Here is a 22,662-nt window from a genome sequence, read left to right on the forward strand (position 1 = left end):
GTTCCGCCGCGTCACGGGTTCCGCTGCCTGGTGAAACGCGGTCTGATCTTCCGGCGAACGGAGGATCAAGCATGGCGAAGAAGCTGAAACAGCACAAAGCGGTGGGCGAAGACTATCTCGCCACGGTCGGCCCCAAGCTGAAGGTGAGCCACGCCTTTCCGTTTCCGGCCTCCGCCGTCTGGGCGGCGCTGCTGGACGCAAAGGCGTGGACGGAATGGCTGGCGATCACGAAGGTCACCTGGACCAGTCCGGAGCCTTATGGCGCCGGCACAACCCGGACGGTCGAGATCGGCGACATGGTCATCGACGAAGTCTTCTTCATCTGGGAAGAGGGCAAGCGGATGGCCTTCTATTTCGACAAGTCGACCCTGCCGATCTCTGCCGGCGTCGAGGATTACCACGTGGTCGAGACACCGGACGGCTGCGAGCTGCGATGGGCCGGCAAAGCCAGCGCGCCACTCTTCCTTGGCGGCATTGTCTCGAAACAACTGGCCAAAGGCATCGCCGAAGGCCTGCCGAAACTGGAAGCTCTGATCCGCGACAATCCCGGCCGGTTTGGACTCAGTTGATGCCCGCGGGCCTGACACGGGCGGGAAATCTCGGATTTAACCCTTCAGGGTGATGAGGCGCTGCGGTTTCCGGCGTCTATGGCTCCATTGATGACAGCGATGGAGCCGCTCCCATGAAACACCTGATCCTAGTCCCAGCTTTGGCAATTGCCCTTGCCGCCTGCAGCACCACAACTGGCGCGTCCGGAGACACCGCAGAACTTGCCCCTCTGCTGGTGGCAAATCAGCCCGGAGATGGTGACATGAGCTGTCAGCAGATCTCTGCCGAAATCGACAATATGAACCTCCTGATCGTCGAGGCGGAGCAGGCATCGGCAAATGCAGAGGCCTCAGGCGCTGCTGCGGGCGCCGCCAGTGGTGCGGCGGTCAACGCTGCCCTCTATAGCGGTGCGCTTGGACGCATGCCGGGTCTGGGGTTTGCCGCCAATGCTGCGGGTGGCATCGCACAAAAACAGGCCAAGGCGCAGGCTGAACGACAGGCTGAGAATGCCAGACGGGCCGAGCTGCGCCGGACGGCTCTGACAGGAATCTCTGCAGGCAAAGGCTGCTGAGCTGGGTGGGGGGACGCACTATCGGCTTGATTCTCTCAACGATAGTGCGTCGTCCACAGCCCCCGAAATGAACTCCGCGACGCGGCCGGGCCGCTCATGGAGCATGATCGAGCCAGCACCCGGCTCGATCGTAAAACGTGCGTCATGCAGACGTTCGGTGACCGCGCGCACATCGTCCGGCCGGGCGATGCGGCATTTCTCCGGCTGCAGCCAATATTGCGGACAGCGCACCTCATTGAGATGCTGTCCCCAGTCTGAGTGTTTGGACAATTCGTCGAGATAGAAGGGCGAGCCGTCCTGCTCGCAGGCGTGAAATATTCCCAGCGCGTGCGCTTCCATGGCACCGGGACGGGTCAGGGCCCGCATGTCGGCGTCTGACTGGCTGTAGCGGTCGATCAGGAAATGCTTGGCGCCCCGTCGCCTGAAACTGCGCAGGCCCAGCGCATTGCTCAGTTTCAGGACCGATGGGGCATACCGCGCCGACATGGCCGCCAGCCGGACGCGCCTGTCCATGCCGGAATAGTGTTCCTTCGACAGGGGGATTCCGCCATTCACCAGGATAAGCGATGCCGCGCGCGGGCCGAGCGCATTGACGAGGCGCGCCCCATGGCTGGTGCCAAGTTGTTGCGCGATGACATGCACCTCGCCGCTGGTATGCTGGTCGATCACAGCCAGGGCATCCAGAAGACTTGTTTCCTCGAACGCGGCCTCGGTCTCCGCCGGACTGGTATAGCCATAGCTCGGCCGGGAAGGGGCCAGGAGCGTGAAATCCCGCTCCGCCAGATGCGCCAGGAATTCGGGCTGGAAGAACGGTCCCTGGATCAGGGCGTGGAGGAAGACGAGCGTGTGCTTGCCTGTTCCATGCCGGTAAAATGCAACCGTTCGCCCTGCGCGTTGCAGCGTATGCATGTGCTCCCGCGGCGTGGTCCAGCTCGTCAGCAGGTCATCACCGGACGCCGCGGGGATCTGATGGAGCATGAACGCAATGCCTGCGGACAGCTGAACCAGGTCGGCAATGCGGGCGCAGCCGGTCTTCCGCAGGATGCTCTTTGACTGGGCCTTGATCGTTTCGGTCGAACGCCCGCGCGTATCGGCGATCTGTTTCGGGGTCTTGTTGGAGAGGTAGCCGGCGAGCACCTGCGTTTCAGAGTCTGTCAGGCCGAGGGCAGTGCCCAGCCTGGCCAGCAAATTCTCGGACCAATGGACAAAGGACAGGGAGATGCGAAGCGCAGCGTCCGGGTCTGCCGGGCGGTGGATCAGGCCAAGACATGTGCTTTCAGCATCTTCGCCGATGTTGCCCAGGAAAATCCTGTCCTGTTCTGCTGCCCGGTTCAGCGTCTTGTAGATAAGCCCCCGCGTGTCGGGATCCAGCGGCAGCTCTTCCAGAGGTACGGGCAGGTCGCATTTCAGCAACACGCCTGCGGCATCATTGCCGCAGACCTGCAGGCTGCCGGGCCTGATCTGCAGGACGGCGTGATACGTATCCTGACTGGCTGATTGCGACTTCTCCAGCGCGACGGCCATGTCGAAGATTTCGAGCAGGCGATCAGTATGCGTATCAAGTTCCGATTGAGCGGCCTCATTCTGCAGGACAGACGGGCTGATCTCGCCGGTCTTTGGGTTCACCGCAAAAAAATCGTGCGCCGTATCCAGGAAGTTTTCAAATGCCGTGTTGTCCAGCGGCACCTGATAAGCGACGCCAAGCAATTCGATATAGGGGGCTTCTGCCGCTGCGTCTGAAGGGGGCGGTTTCACGATGTCGGAACTCACTGCCAGTCAACACACAGGAATGGCTGGTGCGTCCCGCATGGGACGCACCAGTGTTCGCCAGCATATTCAGGCAGCTTCGTTGCGGCAAGCCGGCAGGTCCCGGCATCCGGGTCAGTCAAACATCACAACCTGACGGGCGACGGTGCCTTTGTTGTCCTTCAGGTTCTGCAAGGCGCCCGTGATGCCATCGAGGCCGATCCGGTCCGAGATCATGTCGTCGAGGTGGAGCTTGCCCTGCCGGTAGAGTTCCACGAAGCGGGGGAAGTCGATCCGGAACTGGTTCGAGCCCATGATCGCGCCCTGAAGGCGCTTTTCGGTCACCAGCATCTCGATGCCGGGAATCTCGATATTCACGCCAGGGGTGATCATGCCGATCAGGGTGGCAACACCGCGCGGGCGCATCATGTGATAGGCCTGCTCGGCGGTTTGCTTCAGGCCCACACATTCGAAGGCATAGTGCACGCCGCCCTTGGTCAGTTCTTTGACGGCCTCAACGGCATCGACCTTGGACGGATTGACCACGTCGGTCGCCCCGAACCGCACGGCCAGCTGCAGCTTCTCGTCTGACAGGTCCACCGCGATGATCCGGCTGGCCCCGGCAATCGCCGCGCCATTAATCGCTGAGAGGCCAACCCCGCCGCAGCCGACCACGGCGACGGTCGATCCGGGCTCCACCTTGGCGGCATGGAAGACCGAGCCGACGCCCGTGATCACGCCGCAGCCGATCAGGCAGGCGCGGTCCAGCGGCATGTCCTTGTCGATGGCGCAGAGCGCATTCTCATGCACCAGAATCTGCTCGGCAAAGGAGGAGAGGTTCAGGAACTGGCCGACCTTTTCGCCCTTGATCGACAGGCGCGGGGCCTCGCCCATCTGGCGCTGGAACTGGTCCTTGTTGATCGTGTGGCAGACCGACATGTGGCCGGAGAGGCAATACTCGCACGTGCCGCAGAAAGGGGAGAGGATGGAGATGACATGGTCGCCCGGCTTCACGGCCGAGACCATGGAGCCGACGGCCTCAACAACGCCCGCGCTTTCATGGCCGAGGATGACCGGCGTTTCGACCGGGAAATTGGCATCCCAGAAATGCACGTCGGAATGGCAGACTCCGACAGCTTTCAACCGGACAAGGACTTCGCGCGGACCGGGTTTGTCGATGGTGACCTCTTCAATCGACAGCGGCTTGTTCGGCTCCCGCATCACAGCAGCTTTCATGGCATTTCCTCCTGGGATTTTTTTATTTCCGGGGAAGATGACCGGGAAAACAGGCTTTGGCGAGGCCTTCCGCTAGGTGAGGGCTGGCCGCTAGGAGAGCGACGGGCGCGTCAGGGCGCGCCACGGGGCGGTCAGGGTTGTGCGATCTGAGTCCGGAATCAGGTGTGGCGCGCCAAGCGCAATGGCGGCTTCGATCAGACAGAGGGATGCGGTGAACCAGGGTTCGGCCAGGTGCATGTCAGGATCCTCTACGTCCGGCCCGTCTGTCGTGTACCAGGCGTTGTCGCCGAAGAGCCGGATCGCCGTGGCGCAAACGCTGTTGAAAATGGCGGAGAGGCCCCGTCCGACCGGTGAAACCGGGACAGTGCCCCCAGCCCCGATAATGCCTTCCCAATCTTCGAACACGCGTTTGTCGTCGGGCAGGCCGTCCCAGTTCATCCAGGCCCGGGAGTAGAGCAGACCGGCGTTTGCGGCGCGGTGTTGCGAAAGCGTCTCGGCCTCTTCGCGGGTGAGCTCTATGGCGCGATCCAGGATCCAGGCCACAGCCTCTCCGTGCGGCCCGAACAATTCGTGTGGCGGGACCGTCCTCAGGATCCGGACGGCCACCGCCCGCGTATAGTCGCCCTCATGGTTCTGAGGACGGATGGCATCCAGGACTTCCACTTCCCAGAGCGAGCCTGGCCAGCTGGTGACCAATACGCCGTCCAGCGTCCGGTCGACGACAATCCACGGCGCGTCGCGGGTTTCGTTGTGAATCTCGTCTCCCGGCGCGGCCCCGGCAAAACGCAGGTCCCGGCGTTCATCGGCAATATAGATGAAGCCGGTCTGCCTTTTCCGCCGAAGGCCGCGGAACGGGTTTGAGACCATGGAAAGCCTATTCGCCCTCCGGCCCGGCAACCAGCCCGCTGGCGCGGCCCATGACCTGGAAGATCTCGTTCTGCTCCATCACGCCGGAGATCAGTTCCGATCCGGGGCCGGAGGCGAAGATGGCGACATCGTCGCCGCCATGGGTCTCCGACCACATCGGGTAGAGCGACTGCTGGCGGAAATCCTTGTCGGTCGTGTCGACGCCCGTGAGGTCCTTGCGCGTGCAGTCGAAGCCGTCTTCCGTCGCCGTACACGCGCCCGGTCCGTTCATGTAGCCGAGCGTTGTGTAGGGCATACCGTCGAGCGCCTTGTCGGGTGTCCCGTCCAGCGATGTGGATGACAGGCCCAGGATCGGATTGCCGCGGCGGGCATAGCCGGAAATCGTCAGGGTGTGGGAGTGGTCTGCTGTGACGATAATCAACGTATCGTCCGAATTAGTCATGTCCAAGGCCGTCTTGATCGCCTGGTCGAACTGGTCAGCTTCTTCCAGTGCGCGGGCGGCATTGCCGGCATGGTGGGCGTGGTCGATGCGTCCGCCCTCCACCAGCAGCACGTATCCGTCTGGATCCTGAGACAGGCGGGTGATGGCCGCGCGCGTCATTTCAGAGATTGACGGTTCGCCGGCCGGATCGTCTGCGCGATCGAGTTCGTATTCCATATGAGACGGCTCGAACAGGGCCAGAACCTTGTCTTCGCTGGCGAAATCCTGCGCTTCGAACCCCTCGCGGTCAATGATGAGTTTGTGGGCCGGTTTGGCGGTCCAGTCGGCGAGGAGGTCGCGCTGGTCCTTGCGGTCGCTGGTCTTGCCCGGATATTCGGGATCCTCGGCGCCGCCTGCCAGGAAGGCCGAGCGCCCGCCGCCCATGGCGACTTCAAATCCGTCCCCAGCCGGCCAGTCGATGAACTGGGTGGCGATATCCTCACACGACCCGGCCGCTGCGCCGCCATGGCCGACATAGGCTTCCCAGTCGCGGTTTGGGGTCTTGGAATAAGCTGCCCCCGGGGTTGCGTGTGTCAGGCGGGCGGTGGTGACAAGGCCGGTGGCGAGGCCTGCCTGTTCCGCGATCTCGAAGATGGAGTCGGTCTTGTGGCCCTCAATGCTGGCGCAATTGTCATAGGCGGCATCGCCGGTGATCCCGAGGGTGCGGGAATTGGTTTTCACACCGCTCATCATGGCCGTGGCGGTGGACGCCGAGTCGGCAATCTGGGCGTCATGGCTGTAGGTCTTGGACAGTGCGGAGTAGGGCAGCTGCTCCATTGTCAGCTTGTAGGATTCCCCATCGACGCCGCGCTTCTGGCCCGCATAGATGCGGGCGGCTGTCACGGTCGGGATGCTCATGCCGTCGCCGACAAAAAGAATGACATTCTTCGCCGGGCGCAGTCCGCGCGCGTCAATCTTGGTGTCGATCGCGGCCTGCGCGTTGAGATAGTAGTCGTTGTCGGCCTGCTGCGGCACAGCAGCTTCCCGCGCCAGCGTGGCCACCGGGGAGGCAATCGGTTCCGACACAGCGGCATCTGCCGTTTCGGTTGCAGCGGGCGCGGCCGCGCATCCTGCGATCACAAGAGCAATTAAGGGCAGGGCAGTGAGTGTTTTGCGCATGAGGGCCTCCGAGAAATTCGATTCTACTGCGTCGTAAGGAGTTTGTGTGACGGTTTTCCCTGTCAGTCGACTGCAACACGCGGTTTACGGCCGCGCTGGGCCAGCCAGACGGCAAACAGGATGACGACACCGCCCATTGCCTGCAGACCGGTCAGAGATTCTCCGAACAGGCGCCAGGAGACGGCTGCGGCGACAACAGGCTGGACGAGAACAAGCAGGCCCGCGACGGCGGCGGACGTTCTGCCAAGCCCCGTCACGATCAGGGCCTGACCAGCGATTTGGGAGACCAGCGCCAGGAAGATCGGGACCTTAAAGCCCGCCAGGGATTGGGGCAGGAATGTTTCTCCCGTGGCCAGAACAATGCATCCGGCGACGATGATTTCCACCAGGGTCAGCCAGAAGATCGCCTCGATCCCGCCGATGGAGCGCCGGGCGATGTTGGAGCAGAGCATGTAGCCACTAACGAGGAAGGCGGCGGCCACGGCGAAAAGGTCGCCATGAAGATTGCCCTTGCCGTCTGCGCCTCCACCAAGGGACAGGGCGGCGGCCCCCAGAATGGCCAGCGCGGCCGCCACGAACCAGAAGGCATGCGGGCGTTGCTTCAGGAAGAACCATGCGCCGAAGCCGACGAGAACATTGCCAAGGTTCACGATGAAGGTGGCATTCGAAACGGTCGTCAGGGTCAGTGCGTGATGCCAGAGCGCTATGTCGAGCGTGAAGAATGTTCCGGCAAGCAGGATGAACCGGTTCGGCAGGCGCGGCGCGCGCCGCTCGATCACGAAAACCAGCGCCAGCAGCAAGGGCAGGGCGAAGACATACCGCCAGAAGGCAATCGCCTGCGGCCCCAGTTCGTCGAGGCCAAAGCGCAGGCCAATGGGGGCAAATCCGATTCCGACACCGCCCGCCAGAACCATCAGCGGCCCGGTCCAGGAACGGGGCGTCGGCGGGGCGGCAGGTATGGCTGTCATGAATTGCCTGTCATCCGGCGAAGGTCGTCCGGCGTCTTGCCTTCATCACGCCATGCGCGCAATCCCCTGTCGCCAGCACGCTTGGACAGTTTCTTGCCGTCCGGCCCCAGGATCAGCGGATGAAACCGGTAGACCGGCTGGGGCCAGTCCATCAGCGCCTGCAGCAGAGCGTGCACGGCCGTCATTTCCCGGATGTCTTCGCCGCGAATGACATGGGTCACGCCCTGCAGGGCATCATCATGGCAGCAGGCGAGGTGATAGGAGGCTGGTGTCTCCTTCCGGCCGAGGACGACATCGCCAAAAGGACGGGGATCTGCCGGCACGGCGCGCGCGGCGCCGGTACTCTCATCCAGGTAGCTCAGCCTTGTATAGCGTGGCCCCAAGGCATCCCTGGCGGCTGCCAGGGACAAACGCAAGGCATACGCCTCCCCCCGGGCGATGCGGGCGTCTTCTTCGCTGGCGGGCAGGGGGCGTCCGACAAATCCCCCTTCATCCGGCCGGGCGCCGGCCGGCATGGCCGCGGCGATCTCACGGCGGGTCCGGAAACAGCGATAGACGAGTCCCCGGCGACGCAAATTCTGCAGAACGGCTTCATATTCGTCGAAATGCTCGGACTGGCGGCGCACCGGCCCGGTCCATTCAAGGCCAAGCCACGTCAGGTCTTCGAGGATCTCCGCCTCGTATTCCGGGCGGCAACGGGTCTGGTCGATGTCCTCAATCCGCAGCAGGACCTGACCACCAGCGGCTCTGGCGGCGTCCCAGACATGGAAAGCGGAACAGGCGTGGCCAAGGTGCAGGTATCCCGTTGGAGACGGCGCAAAACGGGTCACGAAATCCGTCATTTCGTTCTGTTTGCCTCCCGCTGCCGACCCTGATCCAGACGGCATGCTGTGCGATAGGCCTCGCCCGCGTCAACAGCGTTTCCCTGTTGCATGGACGCTTCAGGAACCGTATCGCCATGAGGCTTGAGAGGTCCTATTTTCATGCCTGTGACGGACTGGCTGACAGCGGCGGAAACCTGGGCGGGAGCCCATGTGCGGGAGACCCGGTTTCTCGCAGTGTTGGGCCTTGTTCTGGGCGGTCTGTTTGCTGCCTTTCTACTGCTCCTGATGTTTCGTCTGTTTGTGCGGCTGGTCCGCCGCCTCAGCGATGTGGCGGCTGCCCGCGCGCTGCGCAGGGATAAGACGCCCGGCTATCGCATCATCCTGGCCCGTCCGGCCGGTGGGAAACGCGGCGCCACGCTGAAATGGCTACAGTCGGCGTTGGCGGATCATCTTTCCTCATTCAATTTCGGTGCGCCGTTCCGGGTCATGCGGATGAGTGTGCTGAAAGGTGGCCTGGCGCCTGAGACGATTGCGCGGGCGCGCAGGCGGATGGCCGCAGCGGACGCGGACCTGTTCGTGTGGGGCGAGCGCAACGGGCGAAAAGAGGATGGTCTGGCCCTGCATGGCCTGACGCGCGGAGGTGGCCTAAGCCCGGCAGATGCCCGGTTATTCACCTTGCGCCTGCCTGGCCGCGACAATGCGCTGGACGGCGAGATGCCAAAAATCGCAGCATTCCTGCTGGCCAAGAAACTGCAACCCGGGCTTGGCAATCCGCAATCCTTCCGTCCCGAGAAAATCAGCCTGCTCGCTGAAGTGCTGTCTGGCATGCTGGACCATGGTGGTCCCATGCCGGCGGCGCTCCGCAACGAGATCGAGGGAGATTTCTGCGCATCGGCTGTCCATGTCGCGGAAGCGGCGGGCGACCTTGCCGGGCTGGATCGTGTCATCGCGCTGCGCCGGGAACACCTGACCGAAGGGGCGGTCCAGGCCAATCCGGAACGGGCGATCCAGGCCCGGATGGATATCGGCAGGGCGCTGCTGGCGCGGGCCGCGAAAAAGTATGAGGCCGAACTGGTGCGCGAGGCGATCGGCCATCTTTCTCAGGTCGTTGAAGCGCTGAGAACCGATCCGTCCATCATGCGCGCGCAGGCGGCCTCTGATGCCATGTTCAAGGCGCAGAGCCTGATGGAAACGCGCAAACGCTTTGCGGTGAATTTCGGAACCTAGACCGGCAAATCTCAGACTGAGAGGCCTACCGGGCATGACACGCCAGTCCCGCCAATCCCGCAATATCCGGCCGGATTCTTGGCGAGATATTGCTGGTGGTAGCTCTCAGCGAAATAGACGTTTTGAAGAGGGGCCACCTCGGTCGTGATCTTCCCGGCAAGACCCGCCTCGGCAAGGGAGGTTTCGTAAGCCGCGATCATCCGGCGCGCCGTATCCGCCTGTGCCTCACTGGTCGTGTAGACGGCGGAACGGTATTGGGTGCCGACATCGTTGCCCTGGCGCATGCCCTGGGTCGGGTCGTGGCTTTCCAGGAAGAGTTTCATCAGGCCTTCGAAGGTCACCACCACCGGATCAAAAATGACATCCACAATTTCGGTATGGCCGGTGTGGCCGCTGCAGACTTCCTCATAGGTCGGGTTGGGCGTGTACCCACCCGCATAGCCGACGCGCGTCAGCCAGACCCCGTCCTGTTCCCAGAACTTGCGCTCGGCGCCCCAGAAGCAGCCAAGACCAAACACGGCCCGCTCGAAGCCTGCCGGAGTATCGGCCAGCAGGTCCCGGCCATTCACGAAATGCGTGTCGGCGGTCGGAATCGGGTGGTCCCGGCCCCTCAGCGCGGTTTCGGGTGTCGGCATCGCAGCGGGTTTACGTGTGAACAGCATGGCGGCCTCCTTCAGCTGTTCTTTTATATGGGACCTTGCTGCTGCAACGGCAATCACAGTCTTGCGAGGCGCGTCCCCATCAGTTAGAGCGTCCGCTGCTGGTTTGGTGAGGTGGCCGAGTGGTCGAAGGCGCACGCCTGGAAAGTGTGTAGGCTAGCAATAGTCTCCAGGGTTCGAATCCCTGTCTCACCGCCAGCCCTACCTCCGGACAGAGCATGTGACGCCCGCCTGCGCCGAATGCCTTTCACAGGGAAATTCAGCAGATCGGTTGAGGTTACGTTACATTGCGCAAAATTCCGGCTTGTTATGCCGGTAAAACCACGTTCAATCGCTCTTGCGTATGAAGGGGCTGGCAACTTGGTTTTCCGGATATTTTATCGGCCGTTGATGGCCTTGTTTGCTTGTGTGCTGTCGCTCACCGGGTGTTTGTCCATGCCGGGCGAGTCGCTGCAGCCGACGCGCCCGACTGCCTCGGTTTCAGCCAGTACACCTGATACGGCCGCATCCGGTGAAGCTCCAGACTCTCTGGCGGCGGGGCGCGGGCGGTTCACGCTTGCAGAGTGGGGCGGGCCTGACCTGCCCGTATGGACCTATGCGCCGGTCGGACGGGACATAACCGACATGCCAATTGTGATTGTCATGCATGGGGTCGGGCGGGATGCAGACCGGTACCGCGACGAATGGAGCGCGCTGGCGCAACTGGAAGGGTTTATTGTCGCCGCGCCCGAATTCTCGAAGGCGGATTGGCCGGGCGCTGCAGGTTACAATTTCGGGGCCGTACGAGCAGCAGGCGGTGTTGAGAGAAGACCGGAAGCGGAGTGGGCATTCTCCGCCATTGAGCCATTGTTCGAAGCCATTGTCGCCCGGACCGGCAGCCGTCAGCACGATTATGTTATTTTTGGCCACTCCGCGGGCGCGCAATTCGTGCACAGATTTCTCTTCTTCAAACCCAATGTGCGGGTGAAGCGCTACATCGTGGCCAATGCGGGCTGGTACACCATGCCGGACTATGATGAGGCCTATCCCTATGGCCTGGCGAAGGCGGATATCCCCGAAAGTAATCTCAAGGCGGCTCTGGCGAAAGACGTCGTTGTCCTGCTTGGCACGCAGGATATCGATCCGAACGATCCCAGTCTTCGCCGTTCACCCGAGGCGATGCGCCAGGGCGCATTTCGCTTCGCCAGGGGGCAGGCTTTCCATGAGGCTGGCAAACAGGCCGCTGCGCGGCTTGGCGTGGATTTCAACTGGCAGATTGCCACGGTGGAGGGAGCGGTCCACTCCAATGGCCAGATGGCATTCGGTGCTGTGCCACTTATTGTGGATCCAGTGTTTCTGGTTGCACCGTAGACAGAAGAGAGCCTTCTCGCGCGGGCGTGGGGGTATTAGGGGAAATTCGCCATGCGGCGCGCATCAGCGGCTGACATGGGTGTCAGGCCGAGATTCCTGAACGCCGCAGCGCACATGCTGACAAGATCCGCATTGTCTTGCGCAAGAGTGCCATCGGGGCGGTTCAGACCATTTTCGAAACCGACTCGCACATGCCCGCCCAAAGCAGCAGCGGCCGCCAGGATGGAAATCTGCGCCGTCCCGAACCCGCAAACCGCCCAGTCCGGCAGGGCTTCGCCCTCGGTGTGAAGGGCGCCCATCAGTTTGAGGAAGTCCCGTTGCCAGTCCTCGGGGTGCGGTGTGTAGCGCCCGATGACCAGAAGAATGAAGGGGTGGGCCTCCGGCACGACACCTTCCGACCAAAAATGGCGGAAGCGCCGGAGGTCTGCTTCATCATACAGGATATGCTGCAATGCGATGCCTTCGCGCTGACAATCCGAGAGGAATTGCGCGTATGTCTGCACGTCGTCAGCCTGATCGCTTGGGCAGAGCTCCCGGAGGGCGACAGAGCAGGCTTCCGGACGCACGGCTTCGACCGTGTCGATCTGTTCATCCCGGCTGTAGATCCCGCACGCCTCTGTCGTGATTTGAACGACCAGCTGGTCACCGACAGCGTCCCGGATCGCCGACACAGCGTCCTGATAGCGGGTCGGGTCCAGGCTGTGCCCGCCCGCCTCATCACGGACATGAAGGTGCAGGAGGCCTGCGCCTGCCGCAACGATCTCCCGGGCGGTTTGCGCAATCTCTTCAGGCAGGATCGGAAGTGCAGGATGGTCAGCTTGCGTACGGCGGGCGCCATTCGGGGCCACGCCGATCAGGCGGCGATTGGTCATGCCACTTCCGCCAGGACGGTGGATATGGCGCGGGCGAGACGGGACGCGACTTGTTCGAGGTCTGACCGTTCTGCGATGTAAGGCGGGGCGATCAGGATGTGATCGCCGGATCGTCCATCAACGCAGCCGGAATTTGGATAGACGATCAGGTCTTGCGCCATGGCGGCCTTTTTGATGGCGGCGGCCAGCTTCATCTCGGGCGGGAAGGGGGTCTTGGTTGCTGTATCGCGAACAAGCTCGACCCCGATCAGGAGGCCGCGGCCGCGAATCTCCCCGATCATGCCCGTCGGGCCAAGCGCCTGATGGAGCAGATCCACGAGCACAGGATGTAATTCGAGGATGTGCTCAAGCAGGCTCTCCTCTTCAATAGTCCGTTGAACGGCAAGGGCGGCTGCGCAGGCGGTCGCATGGCCGATATAGGTGTGTCCGTGCTCGAAATAGCCGGGGCCAGAAACGATCGCATCGTAAACCTCGCCAGAGGCCAGCACGGCGCCGATGGGCTGGTAACCGCCGCCCAGTCCTTTCGCCATGGTGATGATATCCGGGCGGACATTTTCCTGCTCCACGGCAAATAGGGAGCCTGTTCGTCCCATGCCGCACATCACTTCATCCGCAATGAACAGGACGCCATAGGTCCGGCAGATTTCCGAGATGCGCTGGAAATAACCTGGCGCTGCGGTTACGGCGCCGAGGGTCGCGCCGACAACCGGTTCTGCAATGAAAGCGGCGACATTTTCGGGGCCTGCCGCGAGAATTTCCGCTTCCAGCTTGTCAGCGGCCCGGCGGCCATAGGCTTCCGGCGTTTCGTCTGCATACTGGTGGCGATAGGCGTAGCACGGATCAATGAACCGGCAAGGTGCGAGAATGTCGAGATAAGGTGCGCGCCGTCCGGGATTTCCGCTGACCGAAAGCGCGCCGATGGTCGCGCCATGATAGCTCTGATTGCGGGAGATGAAGACGGACCTGGATGGCTCTCCGCGCGCGACATGATAGGCGCGGGCGAGCTTGAGGGCCGCTTCCGTTGCTTCAGATCCTCCGGAGCAGAACATGACCCGGGGCGCGTTGATGGGCGCGCGGTTCGCCAGAAACTCGGCCAGCTGCTCACTGGGTTCATTGGTGAAAAAGGCCGTGTGGGCAAACGCCATTTTCGACGCTTGCTCGCGGATCGCTTCAATCACACGCGGATGGCCGTGCCCCAGCGCAGATACAGCGGCGCCGCCGGACGCGTCCAGATAACGCCGGCCATTCGAGGCTTCCAGCCAGACTCCCTGGCCGCCAATGGCCGTCGGCAGCGAAGCGCCGGGTGAACGGTGAAATATGGATGTCATGGCTACCTCCCTGATTTGGCTGGACATAGGCTCAGGACCAGGTATTCGTCAAATACAAGAAATTTCCATATGTATAGATATTGGTTATGGTGTGATATGCTCAGCTACCGGCAGGTCGAAGTCTTCCACGCGATTATGATGGCGGGCAGCGTCAGTGGCGCGGCCGAGCGGCTCGGGCTCTCGCAGCCCTCCGTGTCCAAGACACTACAGACAATGGAGTATGACCTCGGCTATTTGCTGTTCGACCGGATCAAGGGCCGGCTGCAGCCAACCGAGGAAGCGCGGGCGCTTCTGCAGGAGGCCGAGCGGGCCCGTGAGGCATTGCAGGATGTGCGGTCGTTCGCGCGCAGACTACGCCACGGCGAGGACAGCAAGCTGCGGGTGACCGCAACGCCCGCCCTTGGCCTGCAAGTGCTGCCGGAAGCCGTCTCACGATTCCGCGAATTGCAGCCGCGAAGCCTGTTCGACATCTCCACCCACCATTCGGGGGCTATCCTCGATACCATTTCCCGCAAGAGTTTTGGCTTCGATGTCGGTTTCACCTTCGGGGCCGAAGGGGCAGAATCGCCGGTGGGATCTGTAGAGATCGGCTCAGTTTCGCTTGCATGCGTCGCCAAGCGTGGCGTCCTCGACAATTACCCGGAAGAGATTGGCCTCGAGGATCTGGCGTCCCTGCCAGTCATCAGCCTGCATGAGAGCGAACCGCTCGGCCGGCTGCTCGCAGAGAAGGCTCGCGAACTCGGACTGACCCTGGATACCCAGATACGAGTCCAGACTTATGGAATCGCCTGTGCGCTCGCCGAGCGTGGAGGCGGGCTTGCCATTGTCGATGCGATGACCGCAGTCGGTCATGCGCAGAATAATCCCGCCGTTGATCTTCGCCGTTTCGATGCGAGCTTGTCCCTGCCGGTGACCGCTATCTACCCGCTCGCGCGCGGATTGCCTGTAAACACAAGGCGGTTCGTCGATGCATTCGCCGAGGTGCTTGATGAGAAGCATGCGAGCTTCCTCGACCGGTCAGCCATAAATCCGGATATGGATATATAACTAAAACGAATAAGATTTTCTATTCGTTTGTCTTGAGTTATGGGTGTCCGTGATAGGACGTGCCCCGGATACGAAAAGAGCAGGGCCGGCCTCGACAGACTTAATGCGGGGAAGGATCCACAAAAATGAAGATTGTAAGACCAGCACTGCGTGCATTGCTCGTTGCCGGCGTGGCCGGTTCGGCGCTGACTGCGGTGGCACAGGAAACCGGTACAACTCCAACCGGAGAGGAAACGCGCGTCGAGGACAAGATTGTCGTCGTCGGCTCATACATTCAGGGCGTGGGAGACTCCGGCGCGCTACCGGTCACCGTTCTGAATCGCGAAGAACTGGATGTCACCGGCGCCTTGTCTACCGGCGACCTGCTGGTGAACATTCCGTCTGTCGGCGACATCGAATTCACCGACGGGAACACCGGCACAAACGGAGCTCGCGGCGATGTCACCGGCATCAATCTGCGCGGCCTGGGATCAGGCCGGTCGCTGGTTCTCGTCAATGGCCGCCGCATCACGGGTCACCCGCAGTCCGAAGCAGTCGACGGCGTTCCGGTGACCTTCTTCAACGTGAACACCGTTCCCTCGACACTGATCGAGCGGGTCGAAGTGCTGCGCGACGGCGCATCGGCCCTTTATGGTTCCGATGCAATTGCGGGCGTCGTGAACCTGTCGCTGTTCGGTGATTATGATGAAACCTACATCACCACCCAGTATGGTGCATCGACTGAGACCGATTTTGCTGAGTATTCGATCGGCGGCCGTACCGGCTTCGAGTTCAATGGCGGCCGGACGCACCTGACCATCGGCGGCAGCTACTATGGCCGTGACCCGGTCGAGGCGTGCGATGTCAGCGAATGGAATTGCAATCTCGACCGGCGCGACATGCTGCCGGAAGCCTGGCAGGGTGATACGCAGTTCGACAACCGGTCGACGATCGGTCCCTATGGCCGCTTCCAGGTGGGCGTCCTCAATCCGGACGGCACATTTGACGGAACGGCCGTTGCTCAAGACGGCACCAACCTGACTACGTCATCCGGCGTGTTCCATATGCAGCCGGATGATTTTCCGGGCAGCCGCGCCTCCATTGGCGGCGGTGTGTCGATTGACGATGGCTCGCAGGACCGCGATCTGCGCTACAATTTCGCCGAATCGCAGCGCCTGATCCCGGACTCGACCCGCTTTAACCTCGCCGCGACTTTCTCGCATGAGCTTAATAGCGGGGTCGAGCTGTTCGGCGAGGCCATGTACTACGAGTCGGATTCGACCACCCAGCGCGCAGCCGGCCCGTTCGACCAGTCGCTCGCGCTGATCATTGTGCCGGCTTCGAACTACTACAACCCGTTCGGCGCTGTTGGCAGCCCGAACCGCCTGCCGGATATTAATGCGCCTGCGGAAGGGCTCGACATTGTGATCCAGGGCTATCGGCCGCTGGAAATGGGTCCGCGGATCATCAAGGTGGAGCAGGACCTTTACCGCCTGCTCGGTGGTGCACGCTGGGACTGGAGCGGCTGGAACGTCGAAACGGCGCTCGGCTATTCCGAAGCCACGGCACGCGATGAGGAATTCAACCGGATTTCAAAAACGCTGCTGCAGGACCAGATCTCCCTCAGCACGCCGGATGCCTTCAATCCGTTCGGCGGCCCCGATGTGAACTCCGCAAGCGTCCTTCAGGCGGTCCGCGTGAGTTCGGTGCGCTACGGCGAATCATCACTGCTGACGTGGGATGCGAAGGCAACCCGTGACGACCTCTTCTCACTTCCGGGCGGCGATGTCGGCATCGCGGTGGGTATCGATTATCGCAGCGAGGAGATTTCTGAAGACAGCGATCCGCGTCTCGATGGCACAATTCAGTTCACGAATGGCGCCATTCCGGACGAGAGCGATCTTGTCGGCGTGTCGGCGACCCGCGACTTCAGCGGCGACCGGGACGTCTGGTCGGCCTTCACGGAACTGTCTATCCCGATTGTCGGTGAGGGCAACCGCGTGCCGGGCATCTATGCTCTCGACCTCCAGCTGGCAGCCCGGTTCGAGGACTCCTCAGACTTCGGCGACACATTCAATCCGAAGATCTCCGGTCACTGGTTCCTGACGCCGGGGCTTTCTGTTCGGGCAGCTTATGGCGAAGGCTTCCGGGCGCCGAACCTCGTCCAGATCAATCAGGGCACGATCACCCGCCGGAACCAGGGTGATGCCGACCTGTATCGTGAGGACGTCGTCGGTACGCCGAATGATGTTGGCGATACGTATCGCCCATCGGTCCGCGAGGGTAATCCTGACCTGGAAGCTGAAGAGAGCGAAAGCCGCGTTCTCGGCGTTATCTTCCAGCCGGTGGAGGGGCCGCTCGACGGCCTGCGCGTCTCGCTCGACTACTGGAGTGTCGAAACCACCAATGCGATCACAACGCTCGGCGTCGACCGTCTTCTGGATGACGACTTTGCCAGCCTGATCGCCGGTGGAGCAGGTAGCCCGAATGTTATCCGGGGTGGACTGACGCAGGAGGATATCGACGCCTTCGCAGCCTACAATCTGGCGAATCCTTCCGACCAGCGCATGGCCGTTGGTGAAGTGCTCTACGTGATCGACGGATACGTCAATCTCGATGGGCGCGAGGTTGCCGGCTACGATATTGCGGCGTCCTATGATTTCGATACCAATTCGCTCGGCGATTTCGCAATCGGCGCGTCGGCGACAAAGATCGAAACCTATGAGGAAACGCGCGACGGATCCGTGTTCGATGAGTTGCGCCGCAATGGCAATCCGGAATGGCGGGGCAGCCTGTTCGCCCGCTGGAACAATGGCCCATGGAAAGCCGGCGCCCAGTTGCGCTATGTTTCGGATGTCTATGACAGCAGTGCCACCAATGATGACACCGGAGATGTCTGGGAAGTGGATAGCTGGACGAGCGTCAACGGATATGTCGGTTACGGTTTCGAAGGAGAGGGCAGCATCCTGTCAGGCGGCGATGTCCGGCTGGGCGTGCGCAATCTGTTCGACGAGCTTCCTCCGAAAGCAGACGAATCCGCTGGCTATCTCTCCGGCCTCTACTCGGTAGAAGGGCGTGTCGTCTATCTGCAGCTTTCCAAAACCTTCTAAGGGGATTGGAGACAGGTTCGGCCGGGGTGACGCGATCCCGGCCGGACACCTTTACGCATGTTCGTTGTCCGTTCGGAGAGAGGTACCTCCATGGCCATGCTGACGCCTTCAGTATTACTGCGGACCATCGGCAGCCTTTTCGGACTTGCGCTGGCCGCGGGTTGTGTGACGGCAGGCTCGTCCGGGCCTGAAAGTATCGGAGCCTTTCAGCTCGGACCGGTCTGTGCCTATGAGTCCCTCCGCTTTGATGGATCCATCGGGACGGGCCGCCTCAATGGCTGCCGTCGCGATGGCCCAGAGACTTTTACATTGTATATCCATCCGGAAGACGCGCCGATCAATCCGAGCAGCTGGTACGCGTTCAGCCTGACAAGCGACACTCAGACCCATCTCGACCTGACACTGGCCTATGCGCACGGACGCCACCGCTACGCACCGCATATCAGCAGTGATGGCGGGCAGACCTGGCGCACGATCGATATGGTCGAAGGCGCGGACACGGATCGGGCACGCTTTGGACTGGACATCGCTCCGGGTACGACACTTATCAGCGCACAGCCGCGCAGAAACCTGGCAGATCGCCAGGCGTGGATCGACGGGATCGCGGCCATGCCCGGCGTCACCCGCACGCGATACGGCACTTCCGAGCAGGGGAGATCGCTCGAAGGGCTGGAATTTGGCGCTGAGGACAAGCCCGCACTCATCCTGACTGGTGGGCAACACCCCCCTGAAGTGCGCGGCGCAATCGCGATGGAGAGTTTTGTCGAGCGTCTGCTCGAAGACGATATGCTTGCCCGCGCGTTTCGCGAACAGTTCCGCGTCGTTCTCGGTCCGGTAATCAATCCGGACGGGATTGCCGAAGGTCACTGGCGGCACAATTCGCGCGGCGTCGATGTGAACCGCGACTGGGGGCCGTTTACACAGGCCGAGACCCGCAGCTTTAAGGAATGGATCGACGGCCGGGTTTTCCCCATCGCCTTGCTTGATTTTCACGGCACCTGGAACAGCGTCCTGTACACTTCGCCGGATGAAGGCGAAGGAGACCGCAACTGGTTTCCCGGGGCCTTTCATGCCAGCCTGGCCGAGGTGCTTGGTGAGGATGCGCCGGCGCGCGTGCAGGGGCACAATGCCGGCAGCAGCGTCGCCAAGAACTGGTTTCACGAGACCTATGCGATCCCCACTATAACGTATGAAGTCGGTGATGCTGTGCCGCTTGAGGCAGTGCTGTCCAGAGCCCGGCTGAGTGCAGAAATCACCATGCGGCTCCTCTTGGAAGGACCGCCGGACCAACCCGATGATGCCCAGGATGGAGAAATCCCGAAATGAAGTTTGCCCGCCCCCTCGCTGTCTCCGGTACGGTCACGTGCCTGTTCCTTGCGGCGTGTGCCACCTCCGCGTCTGCTCCACAGCTCACCTATGGGGTCGTTTCGTCGGCCTCGCCCGAGGCGACCGCTGCTGGCGTGGAAATCCTTGAGCGCGGTGGCAACGCAATCGATGCCGCCGCAGCGGTCCAGTTTGCGCTGGGCGTGACCGAACCGGCAATGTCCGGCCTTGGCGGGCAGACTCAGATCGTGCTTCAGAAACCGGGCGAGCCGGCCATCGTCATCAACGGAACGTCATTTGCCCCTGCCGGTATTCCGGACGTGGTTGCGGAACAGGATCTCAAGACCAGCTATTCCGCGACAACCGTTCCGTCCACGGTGAAAGTCATGGACTTCGCCATGCGCAATTATGGCAGCGGAAACGTTTCCTGGGCAGACACGCTGGCGCCAGCCATCCGGTATGCAGATGCTGGTTTCGTCATCGGTTCATTCCGGGCGCGGGTCTATTCACGCCACGAGACTGACGTGCGCGCCAATCAGACGGTCGCCCGGCTTTTTCTCAATCCGGATGGTACCCTGCCACAGCTCGGAGATGTCTTGCGCCAACCTGTCCTTGCCGCGACGCTCCGGCGCCTCGCTGAGGCCGGCGCAGACGACTTCTATACCGGCGAGATCGCCGCAAAGATCGCGGAAGACATGGCGGCCAATGGCGGATGGATCACGCTGGAAGACCTTGCCAGTACGCCAGATCCGGTCGTGATGGCGCCGCTGACAACCTCCTATCGTGGTTTTGAAGTTTCCACGCTTCCGCCGCCAGCTGGTGGCTGGGTTGTGCTACAGGCCTTGAATCTTCTGGAGCAGACGCAGGCTGAAGACCTGGATGAGGCAGATGCGACCCGCGCCGCGGCGCTCCTGGTCGCGCTCGATATTGCGCACACCTCCCGCGCGGAAAATCCTGAACTTGACCTTGTGTCTTTCGGCGCGGACATGTCCCACCGTATCGACAAGGCGACAGCCGTGGCTCTTCTAGAAGACCGGGATCATGGCGAGACAACCCACTTCTCCGTTGTGGACAAGGACGGTATGGCGGTCTCCGTCACATCGAGCATCGATTCCTATTTTGGCTCTCGCGCGGCCAGCCCGGAACTTGGGTTCCTTTACAACAACTACATGCAGACATTTGAGCTGGCACCGGGCGAGACCTTCTCTCTCGCGTCGCATGCCATGCCGTATTCTTCCATGAGTACCAGCATTGTCTCAAAGGACGGTCAGCCCGTTCTGGTCCTGGGCAGCCCCGGCAGTGCACGGATCATTTCAGCTGTGACCCAGGTGATCAGCCACTGGGTGGATGTCGATGAAGGCATCGAGACGGCGGTCGCAGCCCCGCGCGTTCACGTTGTGATCGACCGCAAGGATGGGCGCGACAATGCCTATGTCGAGCAGATGGTGGAAGGCCTGGATGTCGATGCTCTGGGGTTCGACCTTGCCAATCCTCAGACAGACCTCATTCAGAACGGCCTGAACGCATATTTCGGCGGTGTCCACGCCATCGCGCTGGAAGAGGGCGGCTGGCGCGGCGCTGCTGACCCGCGCCGGGACGGGACTGTTGGATACGCAGGCGACAGGTAGAACAGGCGTAAGGCAGGCGGGGTGAGGGCTGCTTTTTCACAGTGCGAGGCCGCTTGGCCTGAGCCGTGTGGACAGATCGGAGCCCGGGAACTGCTCGGCTGCGAGAATGGAGATGCGCGCGCTTTCGTCTGTCGGCACCGCCAGCTAGAAGCGGAAAATCTCGGCCAGCCAGCGAAGCAGGGGCCGGTGGATCGTTGTTTCAACGGCCGCGCCGGGCGCATCGGCATATTCCTCCGACAGCCGGATGCTCAGCTGGGCATATCGCTCAGGGTTGAGGTCCCGGCTGTAAAGCTTGTTTTCGCTCGATAGCTGGATCGTCGTGCTGATATCGGCGATCGTCGCGTTCTGGTCCCGCCGGCCATCGGCCAGCCTCACGCTGACGCGCTGGCCGACCTTCAGGCGTCTTGCACCTGCATGGGTCACAAACGCCGAGACCATGCGCGTTTCTCCGATCGCCTCAAGGCGCATGAGCGGCTCGTGCGCCGTCACACGCTCACCCGGCTGGAGGATGATTTCAGACACACGGCAATTACAGGGGCTGACGACTGACAGCTCATCGAGCCGGCTTCTGAGCCCGTCAATTTTGACCTCGGCTGCGGCAATTTCCTGTTCGGTTTCGCGAATGGTCACCTGCAGGGTCGCCGGTTCATATCCCGTTGCTCTGGCATTGCCGGTGAAGTAGCCCGACCGCGCTGCACTGAGTCGCGACCGTGCATCTTCAACATCGCGTTCAGCCTGACCGATACGCTCGGTAATCTCCGCTACTGCCTGTTCCGCATTTGTACGGGTGCTGAGGGGGACCAGACCGGGTGTGGAGACCGACCTCAGCTTTTCCACCTCGGCCATGGCTGCCGAGAGTGATTGCTGCAATTCATCCCGGCGAGCTTGTGCCTTCCGGAGGGCTCGGACCGCCTGCGACGATTCCGTTTCCAACATGCCGCTACGGCCGTCGAGGATAGCATGCAGACCCTCCAGCCGAACCTCCATGACACGTTTGTTGGCTTCGGCGTCTGCAAGCTCAGCTTCGAGTGGCCGGTTTGACAAGGTCGCGATCGTTTCGCCCGGCGTCACCTGTGTGCCTTCGTCGGCAAGGATATTCTTCACGACCGATGGCTCCGGCGCACTGATCTCGATCAGCTGCGTGTCCACCCATGCGGCAACACTGCTGACGCTTGTCATGGCCAGGATCGAGGCTCTGGCACTCAACAAGGCCAGCACCGCCAGAAGCGCGAAGATGCCCCGTCGGACAAATACCTTGCGCCGGCCGATCCGAAGGACGTGGTCGACCTCTTCCTCGCTGGTCGCAGATGATGCGCCTGCGCTGACATTGCGGAGCACACCATCGACGTTTTTGAGTTTACCCGACAAATGTGCGCTGGAAATGAACCCCAGTGCACGCACCTCTTCAGGAGTCAGACCCGAGAATGTGAAGGCAGCTTCCCGCTTCTCCGGATAAAGCCTCAGAAGCTCTGCATGCGTCTCAAACTTGAATTCGAAATCCGAGATTTGGACAGAGACCGTCGCCCGGACCTTCTCTCCTGCCAGCGCAAGTTGACGCACTTCGCCGATCCTGAAACCGCTGAGAGACCAATCAAGAGCCGGATAGGCGTGACCGTTGATCTCTATGGTCAGAGGCGCGGAATAGCGCGGATACTTGCGTTTATCGCGCCCGGCTGCCTCCATCGCATCTCCAAGCGATACGAAGTCTCCCGCCTCTGCCTTTTCGGCAGGCTTGTTCGGTTGTGCGTCTTCGGGGCGTTTGTTTGCGCTCATAGTAT

At 61.8% G+C, this 22,662-nt stretch carries 18 protein-coding genes and 1 tRNA gene; 9 read left to right on the plus strand and 10 right to left on the minus strand.

Annotation, left to right across the window (positions count from 1 at the left end):
* Window positions 1-71: 71 nt before the first annotated feature.
* Together HAD_RS05055 and HAD_RS05060 are read left to right on the plus strand one after the other, a co-directional pair.
* Window positions 72-569, plus strand: coding sequence for an SRPBCC family protein (locus HAD_RS05055; protein ID WP_035569773.1), 498 nt, complete (start codon window positions 72-74; stop codon window positions 567-569).
* A gap of 113 nt (window positions 570-682) precedes the next feature.
* Window positions 683-1,120: a hypothetical protein gene (locus tag HAD_RS05060; RefSeq protein WP_035569774.1), complete on the plus strand. Its 438-nt coding sequence runs from the start codon at window positions 683-685 to the stop codon at window positions 1,118-1,120.
* An 18-nt stretch (window positions 1,121-1,138) separates the two neighbouring features.
* Here the strand turns inward: HAD_RS05060 and HAD_RS05065 are convergent, their stop codons facing one another.
* From HAD_RS05065 to gluQRS, 6 genes are all read right to left on the minus strand, one after another.
* Window positions 1,139-2,875: a bifunctional helix-turn-helix transcriptional regulator/alpha/beta hydrolase gene (locus HAD_RS05065; protein ID WP_156942158.1), complete on the minus strand. Its 1,737-nt coding sequence runs from the start codon at window positions 2,873-2,875 to the stop codon at window positions 1,139-1,141.
* Window positions 2,876-3,001: 126 nt separating this feature from the next.
* On the minus strand, window positions 3,002-4,102 hold the full coding sequence (locus tag HAD_RS05070) for a Zn-dependent alcohol dehydrogenase (RefSeq protein ID WP_035569776.1): 1,101 nt from the start codon (window positions 4,100-4,102) through the stop codon (window positions 3,002-3,004).
* A 90-nt stretch (window positions 4,103-4,192) separates the two neighbouring features.
* On the minus strand, window positions 4,193-4,969 hold the full coding sequence (locus HAD_RS05075) for a hypothetical protein (RefSeq protein ID WP_035569777.1): 777 nt from the start codon (window positions 4,967-4,969) through the stop codon (window positions 4,193-4,195).
* Between the two features lie 7 nt (window positions 4,970-4,976).
* On the minus strand, window positions 4,977-6,569 hold the full coding sequence (locus HAD_RS05080) for an alkaline phosphatase (RefSeq protein ID WP_035569779.1): 1,593 nt from the start codon (window positions 6,567-6,569) through the stop codon (window positions 4,977-4,979).
* 62 nt (window positions 6,570-6,631) lie between these two features.
* On the minus strand, window positions 6,632-7,537 hold the full coding sequence (locus tag HAD_RS05085; protein ID WP_035569780.1) for a DMT family transporter: 906 nt from the start codon (window positions 7,535-7,537) through the stop codon (window positions 6,632-6,634).
* A complete protein-coding gene (gluQRS, locus tag HAD_RS05090; RefSeq protein ID WP_035569781.1) occupies window positions 7,534-8,379 on the minus strand; it encodes a tRNA glutamyl-Q(34) synthetase GluQRS in 846 nt (281 codons plus the stop codon). The genes HAD_RS05085 and gluQRS overlap by 4 nt, the downstream gene beginning before the upstream one ends.
* Before the next feature lie 141 nt (window positions 8,380-8,520).
* Here gluQRS and HAD_RS05095 point away from each other — a divergent pair, with 141 nt between their 5' ends.
* Window positions 8,521-9,588 carry a hypothetical protein gene (locus HAD_RS05095; protein WP_035569782.1) on the plus strand — a complete coding sequence of 356 codons (1,068 nt, stop codon included), beginning with the start codon at window positions 8,521-8,523 and terminating at the stop codon, window positions 9,586-9,588.
* 11 nt (window positions 9,589-9,599) lie between these two features.
* Here the strand turns inward: HAD_RS05095 and msrA are convergent, their stop codons facing one another.
* Window positions 9,600-10,250, minus strand: a complete 651-nt coding sequence (msrA, locus tag HAD_RS05100) for a peptide-methionine (S)-S-oxide reductase MsrA (RefSeq protein ID WP_035569784.1) — start codon at window positions 10,248-10,250, stop codon at window positions 9,600-9,602.
* A gap of 105 nt (window positions 10,251-10,355) precedes the next feature.
* Between msrA and HAD_RS05105 the strand changes: the two genes are divergently transcribed.
* Window positions 10,356-10,445 (plus strand) — tRNA-Ser (locus tag HAD_RS05105).
* Window positions 10,446-10,682: 237 nt separating this feature from the next.
* Window positions 10,683-11,597 (plus strand): alpha/beta hydrolase family protein, encoded by a 915-nt coding sequence (locus HAD_RS05110; RefSeq protein ID WP_051595932.1) that lies wholly within the window; start codon window positions 10,683-10,685, stop codon window positions 11,595-11,597.
* A gap of 35 nt (window positions 11,598-11,632) precedes the next feature.
* On the opposite strand, the gene HAD_RS05115 is transcribed toward HAD_RS05110, so the two are convergent.
* Window positions 11,633-12,469, minus strand: a complete 837-nt coding sequence (locus tag HAD_RS05115) for a beta-keto acid cleavage family enzyme (protein ID WP_035569787.1) — start codon at window positions 12,467-12,469, stop codon at window positions 11,633-11,635.
* Window positions 12,466-13,797: an aspartate aminotransferase family protein gene (locus tag HAD_RS05120; protein WP_035569789.1), complete on the minus strand. Its 1,332-nt coding sequence runs from the start codon at window positions 13,795-13,797 to the stop codon at window positions 12,466-12,468. Before HAD_RS05120 ends, HAD_RS05115 begins: the two co-directional genes overlap by 4 nt.
* A 96-nt stretch (window positions 13,798-13,893) precedes the next feature.
* Here HAD_RS05120 and HAD_RS05125 point away from each other — a divergent pair, with 96 nt between their 5' ends.
* The 4 genes from HAD_RS05125 (at window position 13,894) to HAD_RS05140 (ending at window position 20,884) form a co-directional block, all read left to right on the plus strand.
* Window positions 13,894-14,844, plus strand: coding sequence for a LysR substrate-binding domain-containing protein (locus tag HAD_RS05125; protein WP_035569790.1), 951 nt, complete (start codon window positions 13,894-13,896; stop codon window positions 14,842-14,844).
* 125 nt (window positions 14,845-14,969) lie between these two features.
* Window positions 14,970-17,933: a TonB-dependent receptor domain-containing protein gene (locus tag HAD_RS05130; RefSeq protein ID WP_035569792.1), complete on the plus strand. Its 2,964-nt coding sequence runs from the start codon at window positions 14,970-14,972 to the stop codon at window positions 17,931-17,933.
* A 90-nt stretch (window positions 17,934-18,023) separates the two neighbouring features.
* On the plus strand, window positions 18,024-19,259 hold the full coding sequence (locus HAD_RS05135) for a M14 family metallopeptidase (protein WP_162177467.1): 1,236 nt from the start codon (window positions 18,024-18,026) through the stop codon (window positions 19,257-19,259).
* Window positions 19,256-20,884 (plus strand): gamma-glutamyltransferase family protein, encoded by a 1,629-nt coding sequence (locus HAD_RS05140; protein ID WP_051595933.1) that lies wholly within the window; start codon window positions 19,256-19,258, stop codon window positions 20,882-20,884. Before HAD_RS05135 ends, HAD_RS05140 begins: the two co-directional genes overlap by 4 nt.
* A 144-nt stretch (window positions 20,885-21,028) precedes the next feature.
* Here HAD_RS05140 and HAD_RS05145 read toward each other — a convergent pair whose 3' ends face one another.
* Window positions 21,029-22,657 (minus strand): HlyD family secretion protein, encoded by a 1,629-nt coding sequence (locus tag HAD_RS05145; protein WP_035569794.1) that lies wholly within the window; start codon window positions 22,655-22,657, stop codon window positions 21,029-21,031.
* Window positions 22,658-22,662: the final 5 nt, after the last annotated feature.

This window comes from Hyphomonas adhaerens MHS-3 (genome assembly GCF_000685235.1).
Taxonomy (GTDB): domain Bacteria; phylum Pseudomonadota; class Alphaproteobacteria; order Caulobacterales; family Hyphomonadaceae; genus Hyphomonas; species Hyphomonas adhaerens.

Excerpts from the sequence above, each read along its gene's own strand:
- HAD_RS05055 (WP_035569773.1), top strand. The coding sequence starts at position 72 with ATGGCGAAGAAGCTGAAACAGCACAAAGCGGTGGGCGAAGACTATCTC.
- HAD_RS05135 (WP_162177467.1), top strand. The coding sequence starts at position 18,024 with ATGGCCATGCTGACGCCTTCAGTATTACTGCGGACCATCGGCAGCCTT.
- HAD_RS05145 (WP_035569794.1), bottom strand. The coding sequence starts at position 22,657 with ATGAGCGCAAACAAACGCCCCGAAGACGCACAACCGAACAAGCCTGCC.
- msrA (WP_035569784.1), bottom strand. The coding sequence starts at position 10,250 with ATGCTGTTCACACGTAAACCCGCTGCGATGCCGACACCCGAAACCGCG.
- gluQRS (WP_035569781.1), bottom strand. The coding sequence starts at position 8,379 with ATGACGGATTTCGTGACCCGTTTTGCGCCGTCTCCAACGGGATACCTG.
- HAD_RS05070 (WP_035569776.1), bottom strand. The coding sequence starts at position 4,102 with ATGAAAGCTGCTGTGATGCGGGAGCCGAACAAGCCGCTGTCGATTGAA.
- HAD_RS05060 (WP_035569774.1), top strand. The coding sequence starts at position 683 with ATGAAACACCTGATCCTAGTCCCAGCTTTGGCAATTGCCCTTGCCGCC.
- HAD_RS05110 (WP_051595932.1), top strand. The coding sequence starts at position 10,683 with ATGCCGGGCGAGTCGCTGCAGCCGACGCGCCCGACTGCCTCGGTTTCA.
- HAD_RS05140 (WP_051595933.1), top strand. The coding sequence starts at position 19,256 with ATGAAGTTTGCCCGCCCCCTCGCTGTCTCCGGTACGGTCACGTGCCTG.
- HAD_RS05080 (WP_035569779.1), bottom strand. The coding sequence starts at position 6,569 with ATGCGCAAAACACTCACTGCCCTGCCCTTAATTGCTCTTGTGATCGCA.
- HAD_RS05125 (WP_035569790.1), top strand. The coding sequence starts at position 13,894 with ATGCTCAGCTACCGGCAGGTCGAAGTCTTCCACGCGATTATGATGGCG.
- HAD_RS05095 (WP_035569782.1), top strand. The coding sequence starts at position 8,521 with ATGCCTGTGACGGACTGGCTGACAGCGGCGGAAACCTGGGCGGGAGCC.
- HAD_RS05075 (WP_035569777.1), bottom strand. The coding sequence starts at position 4,969 with ATGGTCTCAAACCCGTTCCGCGGCCTTCGGCGGAAAAGGCAGACCGGC.
- HAD_RS05130 (WP_035569792.1), top strand. The coding sequence starts at position 14,970 with ATGAAGATTGTAAGACCAGCACTGCGTGCATTGCTCGTTGCCGGCGTG.
- HAD_RS05120 (WP_035569789.1), bottom strand. The coding sequence starts at position 13,797 with ATGACATCCATATTTCACCGTTCACCCGGCGCTTCGCTGCCGACGGCC.
- HAD_RS05085 (WP_035569780.1), bottom strand. The coding sequence starts at position 7,537 with ATGACAGCCATACCTGCCGCCCCGCCGACGCCCCGTTCCTGGACCGGG.
- HAD_RS05115 (WP_035569787.1), bottom strand. The coding sequence starts at position 12,469 with ATGACCAATCGCCGCCTGATCGGCGTGGCCCCGAATGGCGCCCGCCGT.